The following is a 25,210-nucleotide window of genomic DNA, read 5'->3' on the forward strand; positions in this document are numbered from 1 at the left end:
GACGTACGACTTACAATTTGCGGCTCACGGAGATATCGGCGAGCATCCGTTCCATTTCTTCTTCGATCGTCGGCTCCTTGCGGGTCTCCTGCGAAGGCGATCCGAGTACCGGTTCCTGGCGACCGGCGGGCCTGATCTCCGGACGCGGCGGCCCTGAAGGTGAGAAGCGCTGGAGATCGCCGCTGATTTCCGCATCGAGCATGCGCTCGAATTCCGCGGCCGCTTCCGGCGCTGCGGGCCGAGGCGGGAGAGATTGGCCCGGCATGCCCTTTACCGGCTCGAGCGCCGTAAGCGGGACGGGGCGCTCTTCGCGTGCAGCGGGCTCCACCGGAAGCGAGCGGTCACGCACCGCGCTGAAATCGGTGTGCGACGGCTCGATGGCTGACACCGGCGGAATGTGAGGCGCAGGTAAAGGCCTGGAGACCTGCTGCGGCTGCGGTGAGCCGAGTGCGGGGCCTTGCTGATCCGGGACCACGCGCACCGGAGGCTCCGGGCGCGCGGCGACCCGCGGCGGCTCGCTCGGGCGCGCCGGTTGCCGAACGGGGTCGGCGGCAGCTTCCGTCGGGAGAGGGCGTTCGGGCGGGACAGGGGAAGGAACCGGCTGAGGCCGGGTTTCCGCAATCGGGGCGCGGGTCGTCTTTTCTTCCGGCTGCGCCTGAAGTGCGGCCGGAACCGGATCTTCTCCCTCGGGCGCGATGCGGCTTTCGATCACGATGTCCGTCGGGCCGCCAATCATGATCAGGTGCTCGACGTCGTCGCGGCGGACGAGCACCAGGCGCCGACGCGTGTCGACAGCGGCGGCATCGAGCACCGCAAGCCGCGGCTGCCTGTTCTTGCCGCCGCGGACGAAGGGAGAGGAGGGCTTGTTGCGCATGAGCCGAAGCACGGCGACGAGGCACAAGAGACCGATGGCGACCGCTCCGGCGGCGATCATGAACCGGCTGGCGTTGTCCCCGAGGATTGTTTCCAACATAGGCTGAACTCCTTACTGCCGCTTCGCATGTCAATATTTGACGGCTTTTTTCGGGCTTGGACAAGCTTCGGCCCGACATTCCCTGTGAATTGACCGCAGCGCTTCCGCAGAGACGCTTTTTGCTGTTATCTCTGATTGTTAAAGATGATTCCAGGTCGATGCGCGAAAGCGCGGAGGGCGGCCATCGATTCGCGACGATGCCTTCGGACCCGGCCACCGCATGATTCCTCAAGCCGGAAACGGATTGGGGATAAGTCATGCGGCAATTCAAAGTATTGCAGCGGCCCTTGTGCATCCACGGGGATGTACGGCACTGCAAGCGCTCGGATCGCGTTCGATGCGACCCGGCAGCAGGTGAGGACCCGATGACGAAATTGCGGCAGGCAGGTGACTACCAGATGCCGGTCGTTGACCGGGGCGTTCGTCCGGGAACCATCCTCAGGATCATCCTGCTTGCGATCGTCCTCACCGCGTCGGCTGCCGCTTTCGTCGTCTTCAAGGACCAGCTCGAAAACGAGATCGTGCTCGGCATTCTCGGCGTGCTGGCCATGGTGGGCATATTCTTCCTCGTTTCTTCCGTCATCGGCTTTATCGAAGTGATGCCGCAATCGCGGCCGGACGAACTGGCGCGCGCCTTCCTCGACGCGCATGAGGACGGGACGATCGTGACCGACCGCAAGGGCCGCATCATCTATGCCAACGCGGCCTATGGTGCCCTGACGGGCACCAAGAGTGCGGCAGGCATCCAGTCGCTCGAAACGATCCTGTCGCGCAACCGCGAGGCCACCGAAGCGATCTATCGCCTGACCAACGGTCTGCATGAGGGCAAGCAGGGACACGAGGAGTTCCGGCTTCTGAAGCCTCTGGCAAACGGCAAGGTGGCCGGTTCCGGCGCCCATTGGTATCGGCTGAAGGCGCGGGTATTGCCGCTCGAGGATGCCGACAGCAATCCGCTCTACTTGTGGCAGATCGCGGATATTACCGCGGAGCGCGACGAGCAGGAGCGCTTCTTCAAGGAACTGCAGAACGCGATCGACTATCTCGACCACGCACCCGCGGGCTTCTTCTCCGCCGGGCGCAAGGGCGAGATCTTCTATATCAACGCGACGCTCGCCGATTGGCTCGGAATAGACCTGACCAAGTTCCAGCCCGGCTCCGTCAGCATTGCCGATCTCGTCGCGGGCGAGGGGCTGGCACTGGTACAATCGGTACAGGCGGAGCCCGGTCTCAAGAAAACCAAGATCCTGGACCTCGATCTCAGAAAGACCAACGGCCAGAGCCTGCCGGTACGCCTGATTCATCGCGTTTCCTCGGCACGGGACGGTGCGCCCGGCGAAAGCCGGACGATCGTGATGTCCCGGGAAGGCGACGACGGCGATCAGTCGGCGTCGAATGCCGCGATGCGGTTCACCCGCTTCTTCAACAACACGCCCATGGCGATCGCCTCGGTGGATGGAGACGGCCGCATTCTCCGAACCAACGCTCCGTTCATGAAGCTCTTCGCCGGGCTCGTTTCGCAGGACGAGGTCGAGCGCGGGGCCCTGATCGACGCTGTGGTGCACCAATCCGAGAGAGGCCGTCTGCAGGAGTCGCTGGCTGCCGCGAAGGATCGCCAGAGCGATATTGCCCCGATCGACGCGCTTCATCCCAAGGATGAGGGGCGTCACTTCCGCTTCTATGTCAATGCCGTCATCGACCAGAGCGATCAGGCGCCCGAGGAGGCTGCGATCATCTATGCCTTGGAGATCACCGAGCAGAAGGCGCTCGAAAACCAGATGGCGCAGACGCAGAAGATGAATGCCGTGGGAACGCTCGCCGGCGGCATCGCCCATGACTTCAACAACGTCCTGACGGCCATCCTGCTTTCCGCCGACCATCTGCTGCTATCGGCGCGGCCGGCGGATGCGACCTTCGCGGACCTGATGGAGATCAAGCGTAACGCCAACCGGGCAGCCGTGCTTGTGCGGCAGCTGCTCGCCTTCTCGCGCAAGCAGACGATGCGTCCGACGGTGCTCAATCTCACCGACGTCATCGGCGATCTCAGGATGCTCGTCGACCGCATGACCGGCACCAACGTCAAGGTGGAGGTCGACTACGGCCGCGATCTCTGGCCGGTGAAGACCGACCTCGGCCAGTTCGAACAGGTGCTCCTGAACCTCGCCGTCAATGCCCGCGACGCCATGCCTGCCGGCGGGATCATCACGCTCAGGACGCGCAATCTCCCGGCGAGCGAAGTGTCGGCGCTTGGACGGCGCGAACTGCCCGAGGAAGACTTCGTCATGGTCGAGGTGTCCGACCAGGGCACCGGCATTCCGCCGGAAATCATGGACAAGATCTTCGAGCCCTTCTTCACCACGAAGGATGTCGGCAAGGGCACCGGGCTCGGACTGTCGATGGTTTACGGCATCGTGAAGCAGTCCGGCGGCTATATCTATCCCGAGTCGGAGATCGGCAGCGGTACGACCTTCCGCATCCTGCTGCCGCGGCATGTCGACGTGCCCGAAATCCAGGATGAGGACGCGTCCGCAGCGCATTCCGCGGCGCCGGCGAGGAGCGAACCGGTTGCGGTGCCGATGCCTCGGGCCGAGCCTGCCGACCTGACCGGGGATTCGGCGGTCGTGCTGCTCGTCGAGGACGAGGAAGCGGTCCGGCGCGGCGGCAAGCGCATGCTGGAGACGCGCGGCTATACGGTTCACGAAGCGGGATCGGGTATCGAAGCGCTGGAGATCATGGACGAACTCGAAGGCGCCGTCGATATCGTCGTCTCCGACGTCGTGATGCCGGAGATGGACGGGCCGACGCTGCTGCGCGAGCTGCGCAAGACGTATCCGGACCTGAAGTTCATCTTCGTATCCGGCTATGCCGAAGATGCTTTTGCGCGAAATCTGCCGGCCGACGCGAAGTTCGGCTTCCTGCCGAAGCCCTTCTCTCTGAAGCAACTCGCGGTCGCCGTGCGCGAGATGCTCGACAGCTGACGAGGTTTCTCCTCCGAACCTGTGCTCTTCGCCGTTTGCCGGCATCTTCCGCATTTCGAGGGAGAAGGGCAAACGGCGGCGCGCCAGATCCCCTTCGCCTTTTTATTCCGTTTCTGCGGTTACTTCGCAGCGAGTGCGACAGCGATCCCGGCGGCAAGGCGCGCATTGTTCTCGACCAGCGCGATATTGGTTTCCAGGCTGCGCCCGTCCGTGAAACGGAAGAGGTTGTCGAGCAGATACGGTGTGACCGCCTTGCCGGAAATGCCTTCGCTCGCCGCATTGTCGAGTGCGCGGGTGATATAGATCTCCATCTCCTCGCGCGGGATTTCGCTTTGTTCCGGCACCGGATTGGCGACAAGCATTCCGCCGTCGATCCCGAGCAACTCGCGCGTCCGCTGGAAACCGGCGATTGCCGCCGGACTGTTCAGCATCAGCGGGCTCTTGAGGCCGGATTCACGCGACCAGAAGGCCGGGAAGTTCTCGCTGTCATAGGTCACGACAGGGACACCGCGGGTTTCGAGCACTTCGAGCGTCTTGGGAATGTCCAGAATGGCCTTGGCGCCGGCACAGACGACAATGACGCCGGTACGTGCGAGTTCGTCCAGGTCCGCCGATATGTCGAAGCTCTGCTCCGCTCCGCGGTGAACACCGCCGATACCGCCGGTCGCAAAAACCCGGATGCCCGCACGGGCAGCGGCGATCATCGTTGCGGCAACGGTCGTGGCGCCGGTGCGGCGTTCGGCGATCGCAAAGGCGAGGTCGGCGCGCGAAAGTTTCATCGCGCCCTGCGTCTTCGACAGCGCCTCCAGTTTGGCATCGTCCAGACCGATATGGAGGACCCCGTGGATTACGGCGATGGTCGCGGGCACGGCACCCTGTTCGCGGATGATCGTCTCGACGCTGCGGGCCATGTCGAGGTTGCCGGGATAGGGCATGCCATGCGTGATGATCGTGGATTCCAGCGCGACGATCGGCGCACCTCGTTGCTTGGCGGCCGCGACTTCATCTGAATATTCCATCGGCAGGGACGGGGAGGAGGGTTTGGTCATGATCGTTTCCTTGATTGATGACATCCGACGGCAAATTGCATCGGGGGTACCTGATCGATTCCGGTGCCTGGAGCAGAGGGTGCGGAAGAACCGCCCGCATTCCGCGCTACCCGGCTCCCATTCAGCTGCCAATTCTCATGCCAGCATTTCCGCTTCCGGCACAAGGCGCAGCACTTGCTCCAGCTTGTCAGGCAGCATCTCTTCGGAGGCAGCGTAGGGCGAATGCAGCGTTATGACGGCGGCCGCCATGCCCCAGCGCAGGCAGTCGGCAAGATCCGCACCGGCAAGCCGGGCGGAGAGAAAGCCCGAGGCGAGCGCATCGCCGGCGCCGGTGACGTCGGCGAGTGCCGAAAGAGCCGGCGGCGTAGCGAGGCAGGCACCCTTGCGGTCGAAGGCGACCGCGGCCCGGCCTCCGCGCGTCACGACACCGCCGGAAAGACCGGCGGAGCGCAGCAGCAACGGCCATTCCGCGGCGGTTGCGGCCTCGGTGCCGGTCAGTGCGCGCGCCTCCGCCTCGTTCATGAACAGGAAATGGAGCCCGTCGAGGCACGCGCGGTAGCGGACCACCTTTGCCGGAGAAACGGCGATGCCGGCACGGAGAGGGCTGAACTTCGCGGCGGTGCCGGCAAGCGCCGTCAACGTCTCCTCCGGCAGATTGGCGTCCATCAGCACGAGTTCGCTCGCCGCTAAAATCTCGCGCGTGGTCCGCTGCTGCAGCCGGCGCGGCGTAAACAAAGCATAGAGGTCCATGTCCGCGAGCGCGATGACGAGGTTGCCGTCGTTTTCCAGGATTGCCGTATAGCTCGGCGTCTTGCGATCGAGAAAGGTGAAAGGGCGATCGATCACACCGGCAGCTTCCGCAGCGGCCGCCACCGTGTCGCCGGCGGGATCGCCGCCCCGCGGGCTGATCATGGTTACGCGATGGCCGAGGCGCGCGAGATTTCTCGCTGCATTGAAGCCGCCGCCCCCGGCTTCCTCGAACCAGGTGCCCGGATTGCTCGCGCCCGGTGTCGTCGCGCCGTTGATCCGGCCGCGCCGGTCGATATGAGCGCCGCCAAAAACGGCTATGTTCTGCGACTTCACCTGTGCTTGCATCTGGTCCTCGATGAAGGGCGGAGAAAAGGTGGCGAAGTCTCTCTTCCGCCGGCATTCCGATCTATCGTTTCGGACTACCTTTTAGGGCTTTGTCCGGCTTTGATCCATCGTGAATCACGAAGCGAATCGGGGCGGCGCGTGAAAGCCGGCATGCGTTGACGCGCAACTTGTGGATACTGTCGACGAAAGGCGTGAACAAGAATCGAACGTAGTGAAGTATTCCTAGCATTTTCAACTACTTGACGTGCCATTGCCAAGTTGGAACAAAACATGTACAAAAAGACTTGCGGCGGCTTCATTGCCTCGATAGCTCCAATAACCTAAAGGTGGACCAATGGCACAAAATTCTTTGCGGCTCGTAGAGGACAAATCGGTGGACAAAAGCAAGGCACTTGAAGCGGCTCTTTCCCAGATCGAACGTTCGTTCGGTAAGGGATCGATCATGAAGCTCGGAGCGAAGGACAGCGTAGTTGAGATCGAAACCGTCTCCACCGGTTCGCTCGGCCTCGACATCGCGCTCGGCATCGGCGGCCTGCCGAAGGGCCGCATCATCGAGATCTATGGTCCGGAAAGCTCGGGCAAGACCACGCTGGCGCTGCAGACCATTGCCGAGGCACAGAAGAAGGGCGGCATCTGCGGCTTCGTCGATGCCGAACACGCACTCGATCCGGTCTATGCGCGAAAGCTCGGGGTCGATCTCGAAAATCTCCTGATTTCGCAGCCTGATACGGGCGAGCAGGCGCTGGAAATCACCGATACGCTGGTCCGTTCGGGTGCGATCGACATTCTCGTCATCGATTCGGTGGCCGCACTCGTGCCGCGCGCCGAAATCGAGGGCGAGATGGGCGACAGTCTGCCGGGCATGCAGGCGCGCCTCATGAGCCAGGCGCTGCGCAAGCTTACGGCATCGATCTCCAAGTCAAACTGCATGGTGATCTTCATCAACCAGATCCGCATGAAGATCGGCGTGATGTTCGGCTCGCCGGAAACGACGACGGGCGGCAATGCGCTCAAGTTCTACGCCTCGGTGCGCCTCGACATTCGCCGTATCGGCTCGGTCAAGGAGCGCGAGGAAGTCGTCGGCAACCAGACCCGCGTCAAGGTCGTCAAGAACAAGATGGCACCGCCCTTCAAGCAGGTCGAGTTCGACATCATGTATGGCGAAGGCGTTTCGAAGACGGGCGAATTGATCGATCTCGGCGTCAAGGCGGGCATCGTCGAGAAATCGGGCGCCTGGTTCTCCTATAACAGCCAGCGGCTCGGCCAGGGACGGGAAAACGCCAAGCTCTTCCTGCGGGAGAATCCCGAACTGTTGCGCGAAATCGAGACGGCTCTGCGGCAGAATGCCGGTCTCATCGCCGACCGGTTCCTGGAGAATGGCGGGCCGGAAAGCGACGGCGACGAAGCCGCCGATATGTAATCGGCAGCAACCGTCTGGTTGAAGCATGCGAAGCCGGCCGTCGTCACCTGCGGCCGGTTTTTTGCTGCCCGCTGGACAGCATGAAATGCGGACGATAAAAGCCTGTGGTTCCGACGGCTCGGCCGGCGGGAGGCGTGACGTGATTGAATGCGACGCGCCCAAGCGCGGGGTTGAAAAGTGCGGCTTGCAGCCTGGAGAGATCGGGCTGCCGCCGGAGTGTACACAGATAGGACGCAAGATGAGCGGCGTGAATGAAATCCGGTCGATGTTCCTCGACTATTTCCGCAAGAACGGTCACGAGGTCGTGCCGTCCAGCCCACTCGTGCCGCGCAACGACCCGACATTGATGTTCACCAATGCGGGCATGGTGCAGTTCAAGAATGTGTTCACCGGCCTCGAGCAGCGACCCTATTCGACCGCGGCGACGGCGCAGAAATGCGTGCGCGCCGGCGGCAAGCATAACGACCTCGACAATGTCGGCTACACCGCCCGGCACCACACCTTTTTCGAGATGCTCGGCAATTTCTCCTTCGGCGACTATTTCAAGGAGCGCGCGATCGAGCTTGCCTGGAACCTGATCACCAAGGAATACGGGCTCGATGCCAAGCGTCTCCTCGTCACGGTGTATCATACCGACGACGAGGCCTTCGGCCTTTGGAAGAAGATCGCCGGCCTGAGCGACGATCGCATCATCCGCATCGCGACGAGCGACAACTTCTGGGCCATGGGAGATACCGGTCCATGCGGCCCGTGCTCGGAAATATTCTACGATCACGGCGATCATATCTGGGGCGGCCCTCCCGGCTCAGCTGAGGAAGACGGCGATCGCTTCATCGAGATCTGGAACCTCGTCTTCATGCAGTACGAGCAGATCACCAAGGAAGAGCGCGTCGACCTGCCGCGGCCCTCGATCGACACGGGCATGGGGCTTGAGCGCGTGGCCGCCGTGCTCCAGGGCCAGCACGACAATTATGACATCGACCTTTTCCGCGCGCTGATCGCGGCCTCCGAAGAGGCGACCGGCGTGAAGGCCGAAGGGGACCGGCGCGCGAGCCATCGCGTCATCGCCGATCATCTGCGTTCCTCGGCGTTCCTGATCGCCGATGGGGTTCTGCCGTCGAACGAGGGCCGCGGTTACGTTCTGCGCAGAATCATGCGCCGCGCCATGCGCCACGCGCAGTTGCTCGGCGCGCGGGATCCGCTGATGTGGAAGCTCCTGCCGGCGCTCGTGGGCCAGATGGGCCGCGCTTATCCGGAACTCGTCCGCGCCGAAGCGCTGATCTCGGAAACGCTGAAGCTGGAGGAAACCCGCTTCCGCAAGACCCTGGAGCGCGGCCTCAACCTTTTGGCGGAGGCTTCGGCCGATCTTTCCGAAGGCGACCAGTTCAACGGCGAGACGGCGTTCAAGCTCTACGACACCTACGGTTTTCCGCTCGACCTCACCCAGGACGCGCTGCGCGCCAAGGGCATCGGCGTCGATACGGACGCATTTACGGCCGCCATGCAACGGCAGAAGGCCGAGGCCCGCGCCAACTGGGCCGGCTCCGGCGAAGCCGCGACCGAGACCATCTGGTTCGAGCTCAGGGATAAGCACGGCGCGACCGACTTCCTAGGCTACGACACCGAGTCGGCCGAAGGGGTCATTCAGGCGATCGTCAGGGACGGTGCCGTCGTCGAGGCGGCCACCAAGGGCGAGAACGTACAGCTGGTTCTGAACCAGACGCCTTTCTACGGCGAATCCGGCGGCCAGGTGGGCGACACCGGCGTCATCACTACCGAGACCGGCAAGCTTGCTGTGACCGACACGCAGAAACGGGGCGAAGGGCTCTTCGTCCACTATTGCACCGTGGAGGAAGGCAGCGTGAAGACCGGCGAAGCGGCTGCCCTGACGGTCGACCATGCGCGCCGTGCGCGGCTGCGCGCCAACCATTCCGCGACGCATCTGCTGCACGAGGCGCTGCGCGAGGTCCTCGGTACCCATGTTGCCCAGAAGGGCTCGCTCGTCGCGCCTGAGCGCTTGCGCTTCGACGTCTCGCATCCGAAGCCGATGACGGCGGAGGAGCTGAAGATCGTCGAGGAGATGGCGAACGAGATCATCGTCCAGAACACGCCGGTCGTCACACGGCTGATGAGCGTCGACGATGCGATCGCCGAGGGCGCCATGGCGCTCTTCGGCGAGAAATACGGCGACGAGGTGCGGGTCGTGTCCATGGGGCAGGGCCTTCGCGGCGCCAAAGCCGGCAGGCCTTACTCGGTCGAGCTCTGTGGCGGCACGCATGTGTCCGCCACGGGCGATATCGGCCTCGTTCGCGTCGTCTCGGAAAGCGCTGTCGGCGCCGGCGTGCGCCGGGTGGAGGCGCTGACCGGTGAGGCCGCGCGAGCCTATCTCAACGAACAGGATGAGCGGGTCAAGACGTTGGCATCTGCCCTGAAGGTCCAGCCCTCGGATGTCCTCGGGCGCGTCGAGGCGCTGCTCGACGAGCGCCGCAAGCTGGAACGGGAACTTACCGAGGCGAAGAAAAAGCTCGCCCTTGCGGGCGACGGCCACAACGGTTCCGGGGATGCCGCCCGCGAGATCGGCGGCGTCCGGTTCCTCGGCAGGGTGGTATCCGGCGTCGAGCCGAAGGACCTGAAGAGTCTTGCGGACGACGGCAAGAAGACGCTCGGTTCGGGCGTGGTCGCCTTCGTGGGCGTCAGCGGCGACGGCAAGGCGAGCGCCGTGGTGGCGGTCACCGACGACCTCACTTCGAAAGTCAGCGCCGTGGATCTGGTGCGCGTCGCTTCGGCTGCGCTCGGCGGCAAGGGCGGCGGCGGGCGGCCCGACATGGCCCAGGCCGGCGGTCCGGACGGCGGACGTGCAGCGGAGGCGATCGAGGCCGTTGCCGGCGCGCTCGCCGGCTGAGCCCCAGGCGTGCTGACTTCTGAAGGGCGCTGCGGCGCCCTTTTTCATGGCAGCTGTTCGGTCCGGGTGGTTTCGAGGGCTGCCTCGGCCGAGGCGCGCATCAGTACGCGCGGCGGCCGAGTCGGGCATAGGCGGGCTTTCCGGATACCGCCACCTGGCGGCGTCGGAACGTAACGGGCGCTCTCAGCCGATCTGAGCCGCAGTTTCCCACAAGTGGATGGAACGGGGCCGGCTCCCACGACAAAAAGAAACCCGGCGCGGGGCCGGGTTCCGAATTCTGGCGATAGAACAGGCTGATTACGCCGCCATTGCCTTCCTGAGGTTCTCGTCGATCTTGTCAAGGAAGCCGGTGGTCGACAGCCAGGGCTGGTCGGGGCCGATGAGGAGCGCCAAGTCCTTGGTCATGAAGCCCGATTCGACCGTATCGACGCAGACGCGCTCCAGCGTTTCGGAAAACTTCGCGAGTTCGGCGTTGCCGTCGAGCTTGGCGCGGTGGGCGAGGCCGCGGGTCCAGGCGAAGATCGAGGCGATCGAGTTGGTCGAGGTTTCTTCGCCTTTCTGGTGCTGGCGGTAGTGTCGCGTCACCGTGCCGTGGGCGGCTTCCGCTTCGACCGTCTTTCCGTCGGGCGTCATCAGTACCGAGGTCATCAGGCCGAGCGAGCCGAAGCCCTGCGCGACGATGTCGGACTGCACGTCGCCGTCATAGTTCTTGCAGGCCCAGACATAGCCGCCGGACCACTTCAGCGCCGAGGCGACCATGTCGTCGATCAGGCGGTGTTCGTACCAGAGCTTCTCGGCCTTGAACTGGGCGGCGAATTCCTCGTCGAACACCTTCTGGAAGATATCCTTGAAGCGGCCGTCATAGGCCTTCAGGATCGTGTTCTTGGTCGAAAGGTAGACCGGAACCTTGCGCTGCAGGCCGTAGTTGAACGAGGCGCGCGCGAATTCGGTGATCGATTCGTCCAGGTTGTACATGGCGAGTGCCACGCCGGCGCCCGGCGCGTCGTAAACGTCATGCTCGATCGTCTGGCCGTCTTCGCCGACGAACTTGATCGAGAGCTTGCCCTTGCCCGGGAATTTGAAATCGGTTGCGCGGTACTGATCGCCGAAGGCGTGGCGGCCGACGATGATCGGCTTGGTCCAGCCGGGAACGAGGCGCGGCACGTTCTTGCAGATGATCGGCTCGCGGAAGATGACGCCGCCGAGGATGTTGCGGATCGTGCCGTTCGGCGACTTCCACATCTTCTTCAGTTTGAACTCCTCGACGCGGCCTTCGTCCGGCGTGATCGTGGCGCATTTGACCCCGACGCCGTGTTTCTTGATGGCGTTTGCGGCGTCGATCGTCACCTGGTCGTCAGTTGCATCACGGTTTTCGACGCCGAGGTCGTAATATTCGAGATCGAGGTCGAGATAAGGATGGATCAGCTTGTCCTTGATGAACTGCCAGATGATGCGGGTCATCTCGTCGCCGTCGAGTTCGACGACCGGATTGGCGACCTTGATCTTTGCCATTGATATGCCTCGTAGCTTGCGGAGCACCGCGTGCGGCATTCCGACGGTGGGAGAAATCCAGAGCCCTATAGCACTGTGAGCCAGCAAGGCAAAGCATGCTTGGCCGAAACTTTGGACCAAGGCGGCGAGCCCGGAATCGGCCGGTCGCGCCCGGTCTTCAGACCGGGGGGCCGGTCATCTCACCGCTTTGAAAAGACCGCGCGAAAGGCTATTTCAGAAATCGAGCGGCGGCGTGCTTCAACTGTTTTTTGCGTGTCGCCATCCCAGAAACGCTGCACGCTGCGGGCGTGCGGACAGGCAGAGGCGCCATGACGTTCAGGCTTCGCTTGCGGGACTGGCTGCTGGCCAATGATCCGGCCTTTTCCCGGCTGCGGCAGGCGTCCCGGATAACGGCGACGGTGGTGATCTCGGTCGCTCTGCTGATCGCCTTCCATTTCATCGCCACACCGCTGCCGCCGGCCGCCTATGGGCTTGCGATAACGCTTTCGATCGAAGGCGGCCTGGCGGTTCGCGACCGGACGGCCTCGGAACAACTGGTCACGCGTATTCTGGCGGTCGTCACGGGCGTTGCGATGGTCACGCTCGCCTCTACGCTGGAGCGCTACCGGCACGTTTCCGATCTCGTTTTTCTCGTGGTGATCTTCGTAGCCGTCTATGGCCGCGCCTTCGGTCAGCGGTGGTTCGCCGTCGGCATGTTCGCCTTCATGTCCTATTTCACCGGAGCCTATCTGCGCCCGTCGCTGGATCAGTTGCCGGCGCTCGTTCTCGGTGCCGGAATCTCGGCGGCGACCGCGCATCTTGTGCGAACCGTCCTTCTTCCGGACGACCGCTACCGTGATCTTCTGAGGGCGATCGCGAGCGTCCAGCAGAGGGTGGATGAAATCCTTCATGAGATCGCAGCGGCTGCGCGCAGGCCCATTCTCAAGGCTGCCGATCGCCGCAGGCTGCACGCGCTGGAGGAGAGGTTGAAGGAAGCCGTGTTGATGGCGGAGAGCTTCATTGCGACGGACAACCGCCGCCCGGCGCCGGAACCCGGCGTCGTCTCTGCGGACCTCGCCATCGGGCTCTTCGACATTCACCTTGCGGCCGAGAGCGTGATCGTGCTCAGCCTTCAGGCAATGCCGCCTGCGATAGTTGTCGACGCAGCCCTGGCGAAAAATTCGGGCGAGATAGAACGGGGAATGCAGTCGCTGGGCGAGGCGAATGTCAGGCAGCTCGAGGCGGCCAGGGCTCTGCTTTGGCTTCATACGGTTCGAGATCGCCTCGATCGCAGTCTGGGCGCCCTCAAGGAGGCGGACCTCGACGAACCGCATCCGGTTCCATCTCCTGAGCCCTCGGCGGCAACGGCTCGCTTTTCCATGGCCGACCCGGCTTTACGGAGCGCGATCCAGATTACCCTCGCCTCGGGCATCGCAATGGTGTTCGGCTTGATGCTTTCGCGCGAGCGCTGGTTCTGGGCGGTTCTCGCCGCGTTCCTCGTCTTCACCAATACGCGCTCCCGCGGTGATACCGCAGTGAAGGCCTTGCAGCGGTCGGCCGGCACATTGGCGGGCATCGTCGTCGGACTCGCGGCGGCAAGCGCGATCGGCGGGACTGTCTATATAGTCCTGCCCCTCGGTGCGGCCTGCATCTTTCTGGCCTTCTATTTCCTCCCGGTCTCCTACGCGAGCATGACTTTCTTCGTCTCGGTCGTCCTCTCTCTCGCCTACAGCCTGCTCGGCGTTTTGACGCCGCAGCTTCTGGAGCTGCGTCTCGAGGAGACCCTTGTCGGCTCGGTCGCCGGCGCGGCGGTGGCTTTCGTCGTGTTTCCGACGAAGACCCGCACGACGCTCGATGGGGCGATCAGAAATTGGTGCGACAAGCTCGCCGAATTGCTGGAGGAGGCAAGGAGGGGAACGTCCGGCCTTGATCTCGTCACCCGGTCGCAGGCGCTCGACCGCGCCTACAGGGACCTGGCCGCTGCTGCCAAACCCCTCGGCGTCTCCTGGCAGCTCGTCACCCGCCCGGGGCATGTGCGCCAGACCCTGGCGGTGTTCATGGGCTGCACCTATTGGGCGCGCATATTCGCGCGAAAGATGTCGCAGGCCGCGGAAAGCCCGGATGACTTCGCGGCGCAGATCGCGGAAAATCTGAAGCTCGCAAGCAAGGTGCGCGAAACCGGAGCGGACTATTTCTACCGGTCCCGGAGCGTCGCTGCGCCGGTCGAGCGTCATCTGCCGGTATCGCGCGACGACGCAGGCCTTGGACTGGAGATGGTTGCCGTTTCGCTCGAGCGTCTTCATTCGCCGCGCGTGCGGCCCGCTGGGCAGGAGCGCGGGCTTTAAATCCGCGTCCATATATGCGAGGGAAGCGCCGAACAGAAGGCACACAGGCGATGGCAGGCACAAACAGCGAACGCGAACTTTTGACGGAAGGTCCGGCGATCATTCTCGCCTTTCCCCAGCTCGGCGAGAATATCGGCATGGTGGCGCGCGCCATGGCGAATTTCGGCCTGTCCGAACTGCGCCTCGTCAGCCCGCGCGATGGCTGGCCGAGTGAAAAGGCACGCTCCGCCGCCAGCCGCGCCGATCACGTGATCGACGGCGCCAAGCTCTACGAAACGCTCGAAGAGGCGCTCGCCGACCTCAATTTCGTCTACGCGACCACCGCGCGCGACCGCGACGGCTTCAAACCCGTGCGCTCGCCGATCGTCGCCGCCCGGGAACTCCGTCACCGGTTCAAGGAGGGCGAGAAGGTCGGCATCATTTTCGGCCGCGAGCGCACCGGACTGACCAATGCCGAGGTCGCGCTTGCCGACGAGATCGTGACCTTTCCGGTCAATCCCGCCTTCGCTTCGCTGAACCTCGCCCAGGCAGTGCTGCTCATGTCCTATGAGTGGCTGAAGACCGGCATGACCTCCGAGGACGAGACATCTTTCCAGGCGAGCCAGCAGCGCCCGGCGACGAAGGAGCAGTTGCATGGGCTCTGCGAGCATCTGGAAGAGGCGCTCGACGCGCGCAACTATTTCCGTTCCGCCGACAAAAAGCCGAAATTGGTCGAGAATCTGCGCGCGGTTCTGACCAGACCATCCTTTACCGAATCGGAAATCCAGGTGCTGCGCGGCGTCATTTCTTCGCTCGACCGTTTCACGCGCGAAAATCCGCGTGGCTCCGCAGCTCCGCCCGGGCATAGCAGGAAAGAACAGAGCGGCGGTGACAAAGACTGAGCTGAAGCCCATTCTCGTCTTCGACAGCGGGATCGGTGGCCTGACGGTGCTGCGCGAGGCGCGCGTGCTGATGCCGGAGCGGCATTTCATCTACGTCGCCGACGATGCCGGTTTTCCCTATGGCGGCTGGGAGGAGGGCGCTCTGAAGGAGCGGGTGATCGCTCTATTCGGTGGGCTGCTTGCCGAGCATGATCCGGAAATCTGCATCATCGCCTGCAATACGGCATTCACGCTCGTCGGCGCGGATCTGCGCGCCGCCTATCCGCAGATGACCTTCGTCGGCACCGTTCCGGCCATCAAGCCTGCGGCCGAGCGCACCCGTTCGGGCCTCGTTTCGGTGCTTGCGACTCCGGGCACCGTGAAGCGCGCCTACACCCGCGATCTCATTCAGTCCTTCGCCTCGCAATGTCACGTCAGACTGGTCGGCTCGGAGAACCTCGCGCGCATGGCGGAAGCCTATATTCGCGGCGACGCATTGGGTGATGAGGCGGTTTTCGCCGAGATCGCGCCCTGCTTCGTGGAGGCGGAGGGAAAGAGAACCGATATCGTCGTGCTGGCCTGCACCCACTATCCTTTCATGGCCAATGTTTTCCGCCGGCTGGCGCCCTGGCCGGTAGACTGGCTGGATCCGGCCGAAGCGATCGCGAGGCGGGCGCGTTCGCTGGTGCCGCTGCCGAACGGGTTCGAGCCATTGAACGGCGAGGACCCGGCGATCTTCACATCGGGCAACCCCGATTTCGCGACACGCCGTCTGATGCAAGGCTTCGGCTTGAGAGTTGTTGCGGCTGCCGCAACTGCGGACAGGCGCGAAGCGGTCACCTGAATCGGCGCACGACATTGCTGCGCATGTCCGAGAGCGGCATTCGAGCGCCAACTATTCCCTGTGGGTTTCCATAATCGGCGGCACGTTCGAGCGCGATCCATGCTAGGTGTTGCCCGTTTTGGCGACCCGTCCGCGGCCGCGAATCAACCCGTCAAGAAGAGGTAAGGATGAAAGTCGGCATCGACATGGGAACGACGTCCGAAGGGACCTCGGCCTCGCTCGATATCGAAGAGCTTCTGGCGACGCGTCTTCTCGTGCAGGGCAATTCCGGCTCCGGCAAGTCGCATCTGCTCCGCCGTCTGCTGGAACAATCCGTGCCCTGGGTGCAGCAGTGCATCATCGATCCGGAAGGCGATTTCGTCACGCTTGCCGACAAGTTCGGCCATGTGGTGATCGAGGGGGAGCGTACCGATGCGGAGCTCATCGGCATCGCCACCCGCATCCGCCAATACCGCGTTTCCTGCGTGCTTTCGCTCGAAGGGCTGGATGTCGAGCAGCAGATGCGCAGCGCCGGCGTGTTTCTGAATGCCATGTTCGATGCGGACCGGGAATATTGGTATCCCGTTCTGGTGGTCGTCGACGAGGCGCAGATGTTCGCACCGTCCGTCGGCGGCGACGTTTCGGAGGAAATACGCAAGGTTTCGCTCGGCGCGATGACCAATCTCATGTGCCGCGGCCGCAAGCGCGGGCTTGCCGGCGTCATCGCCACGCAGCGCCTCGCCAAGCTCGCCAAGAACGTGGCGGCAGAGGCCTCGAACTTCCTGATGGGACGCACCTTCCTCGACATCGACATGCTGCGCGCCGCCGATCTGCTCGGCATGGACCGGCGCACCGCCGAGATGTTTCGCGACCTGAAGCGGGGCTCCTTCGTGGCGCTCGGTCCCGCGCTTTCCCGCCGGCCGTTGAGGGTAACGATCGGTTCGGTCGAGACCTCGGCACGGTCGATGAGCCCGAAGCTGATGCCGCTGCCCGAAGCGCCGCAGGACGTGGCGGACCTGATCTTCACGCCCGACCCGGAGGAATTCACCCGCCCGGTCGTCCGCCGCACAGCGCCGCAGCCGCGCCCCGCGAGCGATATTCTCGCGGAGCTGTCGCGGCCAAGGCCCGAGCCCGCAGCGCCCGTGGAGGCCAAGCCGGTGCAACCGGAAATCTCGGCGGAGGAGCGGGATGCGCTGATCGGCAGCCTCTTTGCCGAAATCGTTGCAAATCCGGAAGCCGCGTTCAGGCCCGATGCGGAGCTCTACCAGGACTTTCTCGTGCGCTGCCGCATTCGCCGCGTCCCCGGACCCGCGCTCTCCTTGAGCGCATTCCGCCGCAAGATGGCCGTTGCCCGATCGGGCATCGATGCCGAGACGGCGGAAAGCGAGGATTGGGCCTCGGCGATTGGGCTGGCCGACCGGGTGACGGAAGACCTGCAGGCGGTTTTCCTGATGTTGGCACAGGCGGCCCTGCGCGGGCTGCCTTGTCCGTCGGACGCTATGATCGCCCGTGCCTACGGAACGCATTCGGCCCGTCGCGCACGGCGATTGCTCGGTTATTTCGAAGAGCAGGGGCTCGTCGTGGTGCATGCGGATTTCTCCGGCAAGCGCATCGTCGCTTTCCCCGACCTCGGCAAGGAAACGGCTCCGGGCGACGCCAATGCCCCGGACACGGGCGATTCAACGCGCGCGGCCGCCGAGTGAAATTGCATTCGGAAGTGCGGCTGAATTTGCCATTGTTCCTGTCATATTCCGTTGACAATTCGCCGCCCAGTGCTTAAAGACCCGCTCAACGCCGGGCAGTGATGCCCGGTGTTTCATTTGACATGTCCCGTGGTTTCTCCGGCAGCGTGATCGTGAGAAGCCTGTCAGAGCCCCAAAAATGGGTTCAGAGGAGGGCGTGTTTCCTTGATCCGGTTTGGCAGCAAACCGGTGTAACACTTTGAAAGGAAATGCGATGAGCAAGCGCGAGTCGTCCAAGTACAAAATTGACCGCCGTATGGGCGAAAATATCTGGGGCCGTCCGAAGTCCCCGGTGAACCGTCGCGAATATGGCCCGGGCCAGCACGGCCAGCGCCGCAAGTCCAAGCTTTCCGACTTCGGCGTGCAGCTGCGCGCCAAGCAGAAGCTGAAGGGCTACTACGGCGATATCCGTGAAAAGCAGTTCCGTGCGATCTTCGCCGAAGCATCGCGCCGCAAGGGCGACACCCCGGAGAACCTGGTCGGCCTGCTCGAATCGCGCCTCGACGCGATCGTTTACCGCGCCAAGTTCGTTCCGACCGTTTTCGCCGCGCGCCAGTTCGTCAACCATGGCCACGTCAAGGTCAACGGCGTTCGCGTCAACATCGGTTCCTACCGCTGCAAGCCGGGCGACGTCATCGAAGTCAAAGAAAAATCCAAGCAGCTCGTTACGGTGCTCGAAGCCGTACAGCTCGCCGAGCGTGACGTTCCTGATTACATCGAAGCCGATCACAACAAGATGGTCGCGACCTTCGTTCGCGTTCCCGCGCTCTCGGACGTGCCGTACCCGGTCGTCATGGAGCCGCACCTGGTCGTCGAATTTTATTCGCGTTAATCAGGCCCGCCTGAACGAATTGGAAAGCCGCCCGGAGACGGGCGGTTTTTTTTGTACGAAGTTGCCGGACGAATCCCATAGACTGGAGGCGGGCGCAGGACGGAGTGTCCTGAACGAGACCGCTTCCGAAGTGAGAAGTGCCGTATGCGTGAGCCGAAACCGCAAGAAGACCTCCAGGCGATCATCGACGACATCTTTCTGGAACTGACGCCGCGCCTCGGCGAAGGGAAGGTTGCGGATTATATTCCGCAGCTAGCACGCGTCGATGCCCGCCACTTCGGCATGGCGATCGTCACAACGGGCGGCAAGGTCTATCGCGCCGGCGATGCGGAGATGCCGTTCTCCATTCAGAGCATCTCCAAGGTGTTCACGCTCACGCTGGCGCTGGGCAAACACGGCGAAAACATCTGGAACCGGGTTGGGCGCGAGCCTTCGGGCTCGGCCTTCAATTCGATCGTGCAGCTCGAGCATGAGGGCGGCAAGCCGCGCAACCCCTTCATCAATGCCGGCGCGATCAGGATAAGCGATCTCATTCTCGCCGGCCACACGCCGAAGGAGCTGATCGGGGAGATCGTTCGCTTCGTTCGTTATCTCGCGGATGACGAGGACATCGTGATCGATCATGAAGTCGCACGCTCGGAGACCGCGACCGGTTACCGCAACATAGCGCTTGCGAATTTCATGCGCTCCTTCGGCCGGCTCGATCATCCGGTCGAGCACGTGCTCGGCGTCTATTTCCATCATTGCGCGCTCGCGATGACCTGTAGCCAGCTCGCCAAAGCCGGTCTGTTTCTGGCCGCCGGCGGCACCAACCCGCTGACCGGGCATTCGGTCGTGTCGCGCCAGCGCGCGCGGCGCATCAATGCGCTTATGCTCACCTGCGGCCATTATGACGGCTCCGGGGATTTTGCCTACCGGGTCGGTCTGCCGGGGAAGAGCGGCGTCGGCGGCGGCATCATGGCGGTGGCGCCGGGCAAGGCGTCTATTGCCGTCTGGTCGCCGGGGCTCAACGAATACGGCAATTCGCTGCTGGGGTCGCTGGCGCTCGAAATGCTGGCTGCGCGTACGGGTTGGTCGGTGTTCGGGCCGTAAGCGCGCGGAAAGCCGCCGCCCCTGTACCCTTCACAGGACGCCGGGGGCCCACACGCCCGTTTTTTCTTGATCTTCCCGGCCGGACGGGGCAAGTGCTGCTTCAGAAAACAGAGCGCAACCTGCGCTCTGCACAATCCGAGATTGCCGCCATGGAAGTCGCACAATCCTCCCCCGACGAGACAGGCAGCGTCATTGCCGATGACGCCGCATTCGAAGGTGCGGCCCATCCGCTTTTTTCGCGCATGCCGTCCTCCGTCTCCTTCAACAAGCTGCGCAAGCGCCTGCTCAGGCAGGTGCGCCAGGCGCTCGACGATTTCGGCATGCTCAAGGGCTCCAGACGCTGGCTTGTCGGCGTGTCGGGTGGAAAGGACAGCTACAGCCTGCTGGCGCTGCTGATGGACCTGCAGTGGCGGGGTCTGCTTCCCGTCGAAATCGTCGCCTGCAATCTGGATCAGGGGCAGCCGAATTTTCCGAAGCATGTCCTGCCCGACTATCTCCGGTCCATCGGCGTCGAGCACCGCATCGAATACCGCGACACCTATTCGATAGTGAAAGAGAAGGTGCCGGCGGGCGCGACCTATTGTTCGCTCTGTTCACGGCTTCGGCGCGGCAATCTTTATCGCATCGCCCGGGAGGAGGGCTGCGACGCATTGGTGCTTGGCCATCATCGGGAAGACATCCTCGAGACCTTCTTCATGAACTTTTTCCATGGCGGGCGCCTGGCGTCGATGCCGGCAAAGCTTCTCAACGACGAGGGCGATCTGATGGTCCTGCGGCCGCTTGCCTATGCGGCGGAGGACGATCTGGCGAAGTTCGCCGCGGCCATGGAGTTCCCGATCATCCCCTGCGACCTCTGTGGTTCGCAGGATGGGCTCGAGCGCAACACAATGAAGGCGATGCTTGCGGATATCGAGCGGCGCATGCCGGGCCGCAAGGACACGATGCTGCGCGCGCTCGGACACGTGAACGCCTCGCATCTGCTCGATCCCAAGCTTTTCGACTTCCAATCCCTCTCTCCGGAGCCCAAAGAATGAGCCATTCCGTCGACATCGCCGCACTTGCCAACCTGCTGCAGGAAGCGGCGGTAAAGGAAATCCTCCCGCGCTTTCGCAATCTTGGCTCCGGCGATGTGCGGATGAAATCGGAAGCGATCGACCTGGTGACGGAAGGCGACGAGGCCGCCGAGAGGCTGATCAAGGCGAATATCGACGCGATTGCGCCGGGGGCCGTGTTCATCGGCGAGGAATCCGTCGCCGCCGATCCGGCGCTCCTCGACAAGCTCGCCGGTGCCGATCTCGCGATCGTCGTCGATCCGATCGACGGCACCTTCAATTTCGCGGCCGGCCTGCCGCTCTTCGGCGTGATGGCGAGCGTCGTCGCCGGTGGAGAGACCGTCGCAGGGATCATCTACGATCCGCTCGGCAACGACTGGGTCATCGCCGAGCGAGGCTCCGGCGCGTGGATGTGCCGGCCCGACGGGACGCAGGAGAGACTGTCGGTCACAGCCGGGGTCACCGTCGACAACATGGTGGGCGTCGCATCGGCCGGGTTTTACGCGCAGGCCGAGCGCCGCATTGTCATGGGCAATATGGCGAAGGTCCGGATGGCCACGAGCTATCGCTGCGCGGCGCATGAATACCGAATCTTTGCCGGCGGTCATCTGCACTTCCTGATGTATCAGAAGCTTATGCCCTGGGACCACCTTGCCGGCACCCTGATCGCCGAAGAGGCCGGCGCCTATGCGGCCCGTTTCGACGGTTCGCGTTATCTGCCCGCGCACACGAACGGCGGGCTGCTTCTGGCGACCGACAAGGAGAGCTGGGAGGAGTTGCGGCGCGAGGTCTTCACCGTCTGATCTGAAAAGCCCTTTCGAATGACAGAGGCCGCCCGGTTTTCCGGGCGGCCTCTGTCGTTAGACCCGATGCACGGAAAACCGCTACACGGTATTCGACACCGTGTACAAGCTCTGGCGGATCACCCTGAACAGGAAGGTTGGATACGTCGAAAGGCGCGGAAGAATGCTAGAAGCTCTGCCAGCGAATTTTGAGACTCAATTTGATCAAAGCCGAACGCATGGCCTTGATTGGCGTATCAATGATATCAGAAGCCGATAAGTGATCGTCTTCGGACGAGGTCTTTGGCGCCGGAGTAAACATTGTCTGAGAATGATTATGATGCGTTTGCAGCGGCCTATGACGCTGACAACGAGAACAATGCCTGGAATGCCTATTACGAGCGGCCAGCCATTCTTTCGATGGTTGGAGATGTCACCGGGCTTCGGGTGCTTGACGCAGGGTGCGGCGGCGGAGCCCATGCTGCGGCGCTCCTCGACCGAGGGGCAATCCTAACCGGTATCGACTCAAGTGCCGGACTGCTCGAGATCGCACAACGCCGCCTTGACGGCCGGGCGCGATTGTTGGTGGCGGATCTGAACGAACCGCTGCCCTTCGACGATGGTTGCTTCGATTTGATCCTTGCCTCCCTTGTCATGCACTATCTGCCAGACTGGGCACATCCCCTTTCGGAATTCGCCCGTCTGCTGCCCCAAGGCGGCCGCCTGGTTTTCTCCACGCACCACCCTTTTATGGATCACGAGTTGGCGGGTCGCGAGAACTATTTCGAGACCTATAGCTTCAGCGAAACGTGGCAGCGTGGCGGGAAGGCCATCACAATGCGCTTCTGGCATCGTCCACTTCACGCCATGGTTGATGCATTGAGGGCAGCGGGGTTCCAACTCGAGTCGCTGAACGAACCTCAGCCCGATCCTGGTGCCCACTCACGCTTCCCAGAGGCATATCAGACCCTGGCGACCAAGCCGCGATTTCTCTTCTTTTCGGCGGTGAAAGCGTGAGGGCCACTCTTGTGGGGCAAAGCCAATGTCAATCGCTCGCGAAGCAGACAACAAAAGCAGTGCCCTCCTGGGTGGGCACTGCTTGCCATCAATCGGGGGCTCTAAAGGTGTCCGCCGCCGCCGTGTTCGTGCGTCCCATCGCTGTCGCCCGGATGGGTGAACAGCTTTCCATTTTCCGCCCAGAGCGTTGCGAGGATGGTCAGCACGCCGAACAGGGCGTAACCGCCGAACAGCGGCTGTAGCGTCCCGTTGAAGAGCTGGCCGACGGCACCGCCGATCAGCGCACCGCCGGTGGTGGAGACGAAACCGGTGACGGCGGTTGCCGTGCCCGCCAGATGTCCCATTGGCTCGAGGCTGATGGCGGTGAAGTTGGTGGCGATGACGGCGAAGAACATCAGCAATAACGAAAACAGGAGATAGCTGATGGCGAAGGCCGGAGTGCCCGCGAGCGACAGGACGTAACCGGTCGCAGCAAAGAGGGTGAAGAGGATCATAGCGGCATGCGAGATGCGGCGCATGCCGAAACTGCGCACGAAATACCCGTTGGCGAAGTTCGCGACCGCTATCCCGCCCGCGGTGCCCGCAAAGGCGATAGGCATCCAGTCACTGAGGTTGTAGACCTCGCCGAAGACCTGCTGAACGCTGACGACATAGGCGCAAATGACGGCGGTAAACAGGGTCATTCCGATCATGTAGCCGCAGGTGATGCGGTTCGTGAGCACCGTGCGGAAGCCGGAAAGGACCGCTCCCACCGAAAGCGGCAGACGTTCCTCCTTCGGCAGAGACTCCTTCATCCGGGTCAACGCCCAGACGAACAGGGCGGTGCCGACGACGCCGATCAGGATGAAGATCCAGTGCCAGTCGGCATAGGCGATCACCACTTGGCCAAGTGTCGGAGCGACGATCGGGACGATCATGAAGACGATCATGACATAGGACATGACGCGCGCCATGTCGCGGCCGCCGAAACAGTCGCGGACGATCGCCATGGTCGTGATGCGGACGGCGGCACCGCCGATCCCCTGGATGAAGCGGAGAAGGAGCAGCGTCTCTATGCTTTCGACCCAGGAGGCGGCGAACATCGACAGGCTGAAGAGCGCAAGGCCGCAAAGGAGAACTGACCGGCGCCCGAAGGCATCCGAGAGGCTCCCGAAGAATATCTGGGAGAGGCCGAAGCCGAGGAAGAAGACGCCGATCACGAGTTGCGTATCGTTGGCGTTGGCAACGTTGAGCGTCTGGCCGATGCTTGGCAGAGCCGGCAGCATGCTGTCGATCGCGAGCGCAATGCTCGCGGTCATGACCGCAATGGTGACGATGAATTCGACAAGGCCCATTCCGAGGCGCGCGGCGCCCGAAGCCTGATCGGCATGGCCCGATGATTGTTCACCAAGCGAAGATTGTTGGGAAACCGAAGTCATGTTCAAAACATCCAAAATGGATTGGGAGGAAAAATCGGTATACTGGAGCCGATCCGGCTAGCCTGCCGGATTGTGCGGTTTGAAGAGCTTGCCGCCCTCTGCGATCAGCACGCAGACAAGCGCGACGAGTGCGACCGTGAAGAAGCCGACCGCAAGGGGCGTGACGCTGTTATCGAATGCCTGGCCGATGAACGCGCCGATGATTCCGCCGCCGATCGTCTGCGTGAAGCCGAGAACGGATGAGGCGGTGCCGGCCACGTGGCCGAGCGGCTCCATCGCCATGGCGTTGAAGTTGGCGGCGATCAGCCCGAACTGGAACATGGTGGCTGCATGAAGGAGCATGAAGACCGGCAAAGGCAGCGGCCCGATCAATGAAGCCGACATCCAGATGAAACTTGCCAGAGTGAAGCCGAGAAGCGCGGCATGCGACAATGCCCGCATGCCGAACGTCCGGACAAGTCGCGAATTGGTAAAGGAGGCGACCGCCATCATGCCGGCGAAAGCGGCGAATACTGCCGGAAACCAGACGCCCAGGCCATAGACGCCGACGAGAATCTGTTGCGCCGAGTTGATGAAACCGAAGAGACCGCCGAGAAGGGCCGACGTCGCGAGCGTATAGAACAGCGCCAGCCGGTTCGTCAGCACGATGCGGAAGCCCGCAAGTATGGACGAGGCCGTGAAGGGGCGCCGGTTGGTGGGGGCCAAAGTCTCACGAAGGCGCAAGGCGACCGGAAGCGCTACGGCAACCGCGAACATTGCGATCACGACGAAGATCATGTGCCATTCGGAAAAGAGCATGATCAATTGTCCGATGCTCGGTGCGATGACCGGGACGATCATGAACACCATCATTACCAGCGACATGATCTCGGCCATCTGCCGCCCGCCATAGACGTCGCGCACGATGGAAACGGTGATGACGCGGGTTGCCGCCGCGCCTATGCCCTGGACGAGCCGAAGGAACAGGAGTGTCGTGAAGGTCGGTACGAACACGATCGCGAGGGCGCTGACGCCGTAAAGGGCCAGCCCGCCCAACAAGGGTGCCTTTCGCCCGAAGCGGTCGGACAGGGGGCCGAAGAACAGTTGCGCGAACCCCATGCCGAGCAGGTAGGCGGTTATGACGTATTGCCGATGGTTCTCATCTGCCACGCCGAGGCTCGCGCCGATTTCCTGCAGCCCGGGCAACATGATGTCGATCGAGATCGCATTGATGGACATCAGCATGGCCATCAATGCAATGAACTGGACTTTCGTCAGCCCGGAGAGGGTGGCGGCTTGGTCTATGGGCCTTGTCATTTCATACATCCTGCCGGCTGCCGCTTTCCCGCAGCCGGTTCTTTGC

The 25,210-nt window shown here is 63.0% G+C and carries 18 protein-coding genes; 12 read left to right on the forward strand and 6 right to left on the reverse strand.

Features of this window, described 5'->3' with window-relative positions:
* Positions 1-10: 10 nt before the first annotated feature.
* The gene (locus CN933_RS04450; RefSeq protein ID WP_018095104.1) at positions 11-973 is read right to left on the reverse strand and encodes a flagellar biosynthetic protein FliO; all 963 of its coding nucleotides are present in this window, start codon (positions 971-973) and stop codon (positions 11-13) included.
* A 365-nt stretch (positions 974-1,338) separates the two neighbouring features.
* Between CN933_RS04450 and cckA the strand changes: the two genes are divergently transcribed.
* Positions 1,339-3,948 carry a cell cycle histidine kinase CckA gene (gene cckA / locus CN933_RS04455; protein ID WP_018095103.1) on the forward strand — a complete coding sequence of 870 codons (2,610 nt, stop codon included), beginning with the start codon at positions 1,339-1,341 and terminating at the stop codon, positions 3,946-3,948.
* Between the two features lie 119 nt (positions 3,949-4,067).
* On the opposite strand, the gene CN933_RS04460 is transcribed toward cckA, so the two are convergent.
* Both CN933_RS04460 and CN933_RS04465 read right to left on the reverse strand, forming a co-directional pair.
* Entirely contained in the window at positions 4,068-4,997 is a 930-nt protein-coding gene (locus CN933_RS04460; RefSeq protein ID WP_026168608.1) for a pseudouridine-5'-phosphate glycosidase, read from the reverse strand.
* Between the two features lie 135 nt (positions 4,998-5,132).
* Positions 5,133-6,092: a carbohydrate kinase family protein gene (locus CN933_RS04465; protein ID WP_018095101.1), complete on the reverse strand. Its 960-nt coding sequence runs from the start codon at positions 6,090-6,092 to the stop codon at positions 5,133-5,135.
* Between the two features lie 334 nt (positions 6,093-6,426).
* Here CN933_RS04465 and recA point away from each other — a divergent pair, with 334 nt between their 5' ends.
* Together recA and alaS are read left to right on the forward strand one after the other, a co-directional pair.
* On the forward strand, positions 6,427-7,512 hold the full coding sequence (gene recA / locus CN933_RS04470) for a recombinase RecA (RefSeq protein ID WP_010969478.1): 1,086 nt from the start codon (positions 6,427-6,429) through the stop codon (positions 7,510-7,512).
* Positions 7,513-7,750: 238 nt separating this feature from the next.
* Entirely contained in the window at positions 7,751-10,414 is a 2,664-nt protein-coding gene (gene alaS / locus CN933_RS04475) for an alanine--tRNA ligase (protein ID WP_018095100.1), read from the forward strand.
* Between the two features lie 297 nt (positions 10,415-10,711).
* On the opposite strand, the gene CN933_RS04480 is transcribed toward alaS, so the two are convergent.
* Positions 10,712-11,926 (reverse strand): NADP-dependent isocitrate dehydrogenase, encoded by a 1,215-nt coding sequence (locus CN933_RS04480; protein ID WP_010969471.1) that lies wholly within the window; start codon positions 11,924-11,926, stop codon positions 10,712-10,714.
* A 308-nt stretch (positions 11,927-12,234) separates the two neighbouring features.
* Between CN933_RS04480 and CN933_RS04485 the strand changes: the two genes are divergently transcribed.
* From CN933_RS04485 to CN933_RS04525, 9 genes are all read left to right on the forward strand, one after another.
* Positions 12,235-14,250, forward strand: a complete 2,016-nt coding sequence (locus tag CN933_RS04485; RefSeq protein ID WP_018095099.1) for an FUSC family protein — start codon at positions 12,235-12,237, stop codon at positions 14,248-14,250.
* Positions 14,251-14,300: 50 nt separating this feature from the next.
* Positions 14,301-15,131, forward strand: coding sequence for an RNA methyltransferase (locus tag CN933_RS04490; RefSeq protein WP_018095098.1), 831 nt, complete (start codon positions 14,301-14,303; stop codon positions 15,129-15,131).
* Entirely contained in the window at positions 15,118-15,954 is an 837-nt protein-coding gene (gene murI, locus CN933_RS04495) for a glutamate racemase (protein ID WP_018095097.1), read from the forward strand. Before CN933_RS04490 ends, murI begins: the two co-directional genes overlap by 14 nt.
* Positions 15,955-16,121: 167 nt before the next feature.
* Positions 16,122-17,636: an ATP-binding protein gene (locus tag CN933_RS04500; RefSeq protein ID WP_018095096.1), complete on the forward strand. Its 1,515-nt coding sequence runs from the start codon at positions 16,122-16,124 to the stop codon at positions 17,634-17,636.
* A 253-nt stretch (positions 17,637-17,889) separates the two neighbouring features.
* The gene (gene rpsD / locus CN933_RS04505; RefSeq protein WP_003533017.1) at positions 17,890-18,507 is read left to right on the forward strand and encodes a 30S ribosomal protein S4; all 618 of its coding nucleotides are present in this window, start codon (positions 17,890-17,892) and stop codon (positions 18,505-18,507) included.
* A gap of 144 nt (positions 18,508-18,651) precedes the next feature.
* Entirely contained in the window at positions 18,652-19,599 is a 948-nt protein-coding gene (locus tag CN933_RS04510) for a glutaminase (RefSeq protein ID WP_018095095.1), read from the forward strand.
* Positions 19,600-19,748: 149 nt separating this feature from the next.
* Positions 19,749-20,633: a tRNA 2-thiocytidine(32) synthetase TtcA gene (gene ttcA / locus CN933_RS04515; protein WP_018095094.1), complete on the forward strand. Its 885-nt coding sequence runs from the start codon at positions 19,749-19,751 to the stop codon at positions 20,631-20,633.
* Positions 20,630-21,454, forward strand: a complete 825-nt coding sequence (locus CN933_RS04520) for an inositol monophosphatase family protein (RefSeq protein ID WP_018095093.1) — start codon at positions 20,630-20,632, stop codon at positions 21,452-21,454. Before ttcA ends, CN933_RS04520 begins: the two co-directional genes overlap by 4 nt.
* A 300-nt stretch (positions 21,455-21,754) precedes the next feature.
* A complete protein-coding gene (locus CN933_RS04525; RefSeq protein WP_018095092.1) occupies positions 21,755-22,450 on the forward strand; it encodes a class I SAM-dependent methyltransferase in 696 nt (231 codons plus the stop codon).
* 101 nt (positions 22,451-22,551) lie between these two features.
* On the opposite strand, the gene CN933_RS04530 is transcribed toward CN933_RS04525, so the two are convergent.
* Positions 22,552-23,868, reverse strand: coding sequence for a multidrug effflux MFS transporter (locus tag CN933_RS04530; protein ID WP_018095091.1), 1,317 nt, complete (start codon positions 23,866-23,868; stop codon positions 22,552-22,554).
* Between the two features lie 57 nt (positions 23,869-23,925).
* Positions 23,926-25,173 (reverse strand): multidrug effflux MFS transporter, encoded by a 1,248-nt coding sequence (locus CN933_RS04535; RefSeq protein WP_018095090.1) that lies wholly within the window; start codon positions 25,171-25,173, stop codon positions 23,926-23,928.
* Positions 25,174-25,210: the final 37 nt, after the last annotated feature.

The organism is Sinorhizobium sp. M4_45, assembly GCF_002885915.1.
Taxonomy (GTDB): Bacteria; Pseudomonadota; Alphaproteobacteria; order Rhizobiales; family Rhizobiaceae; genus Sinorhizobium; species Sinorhizobium meliloti_A.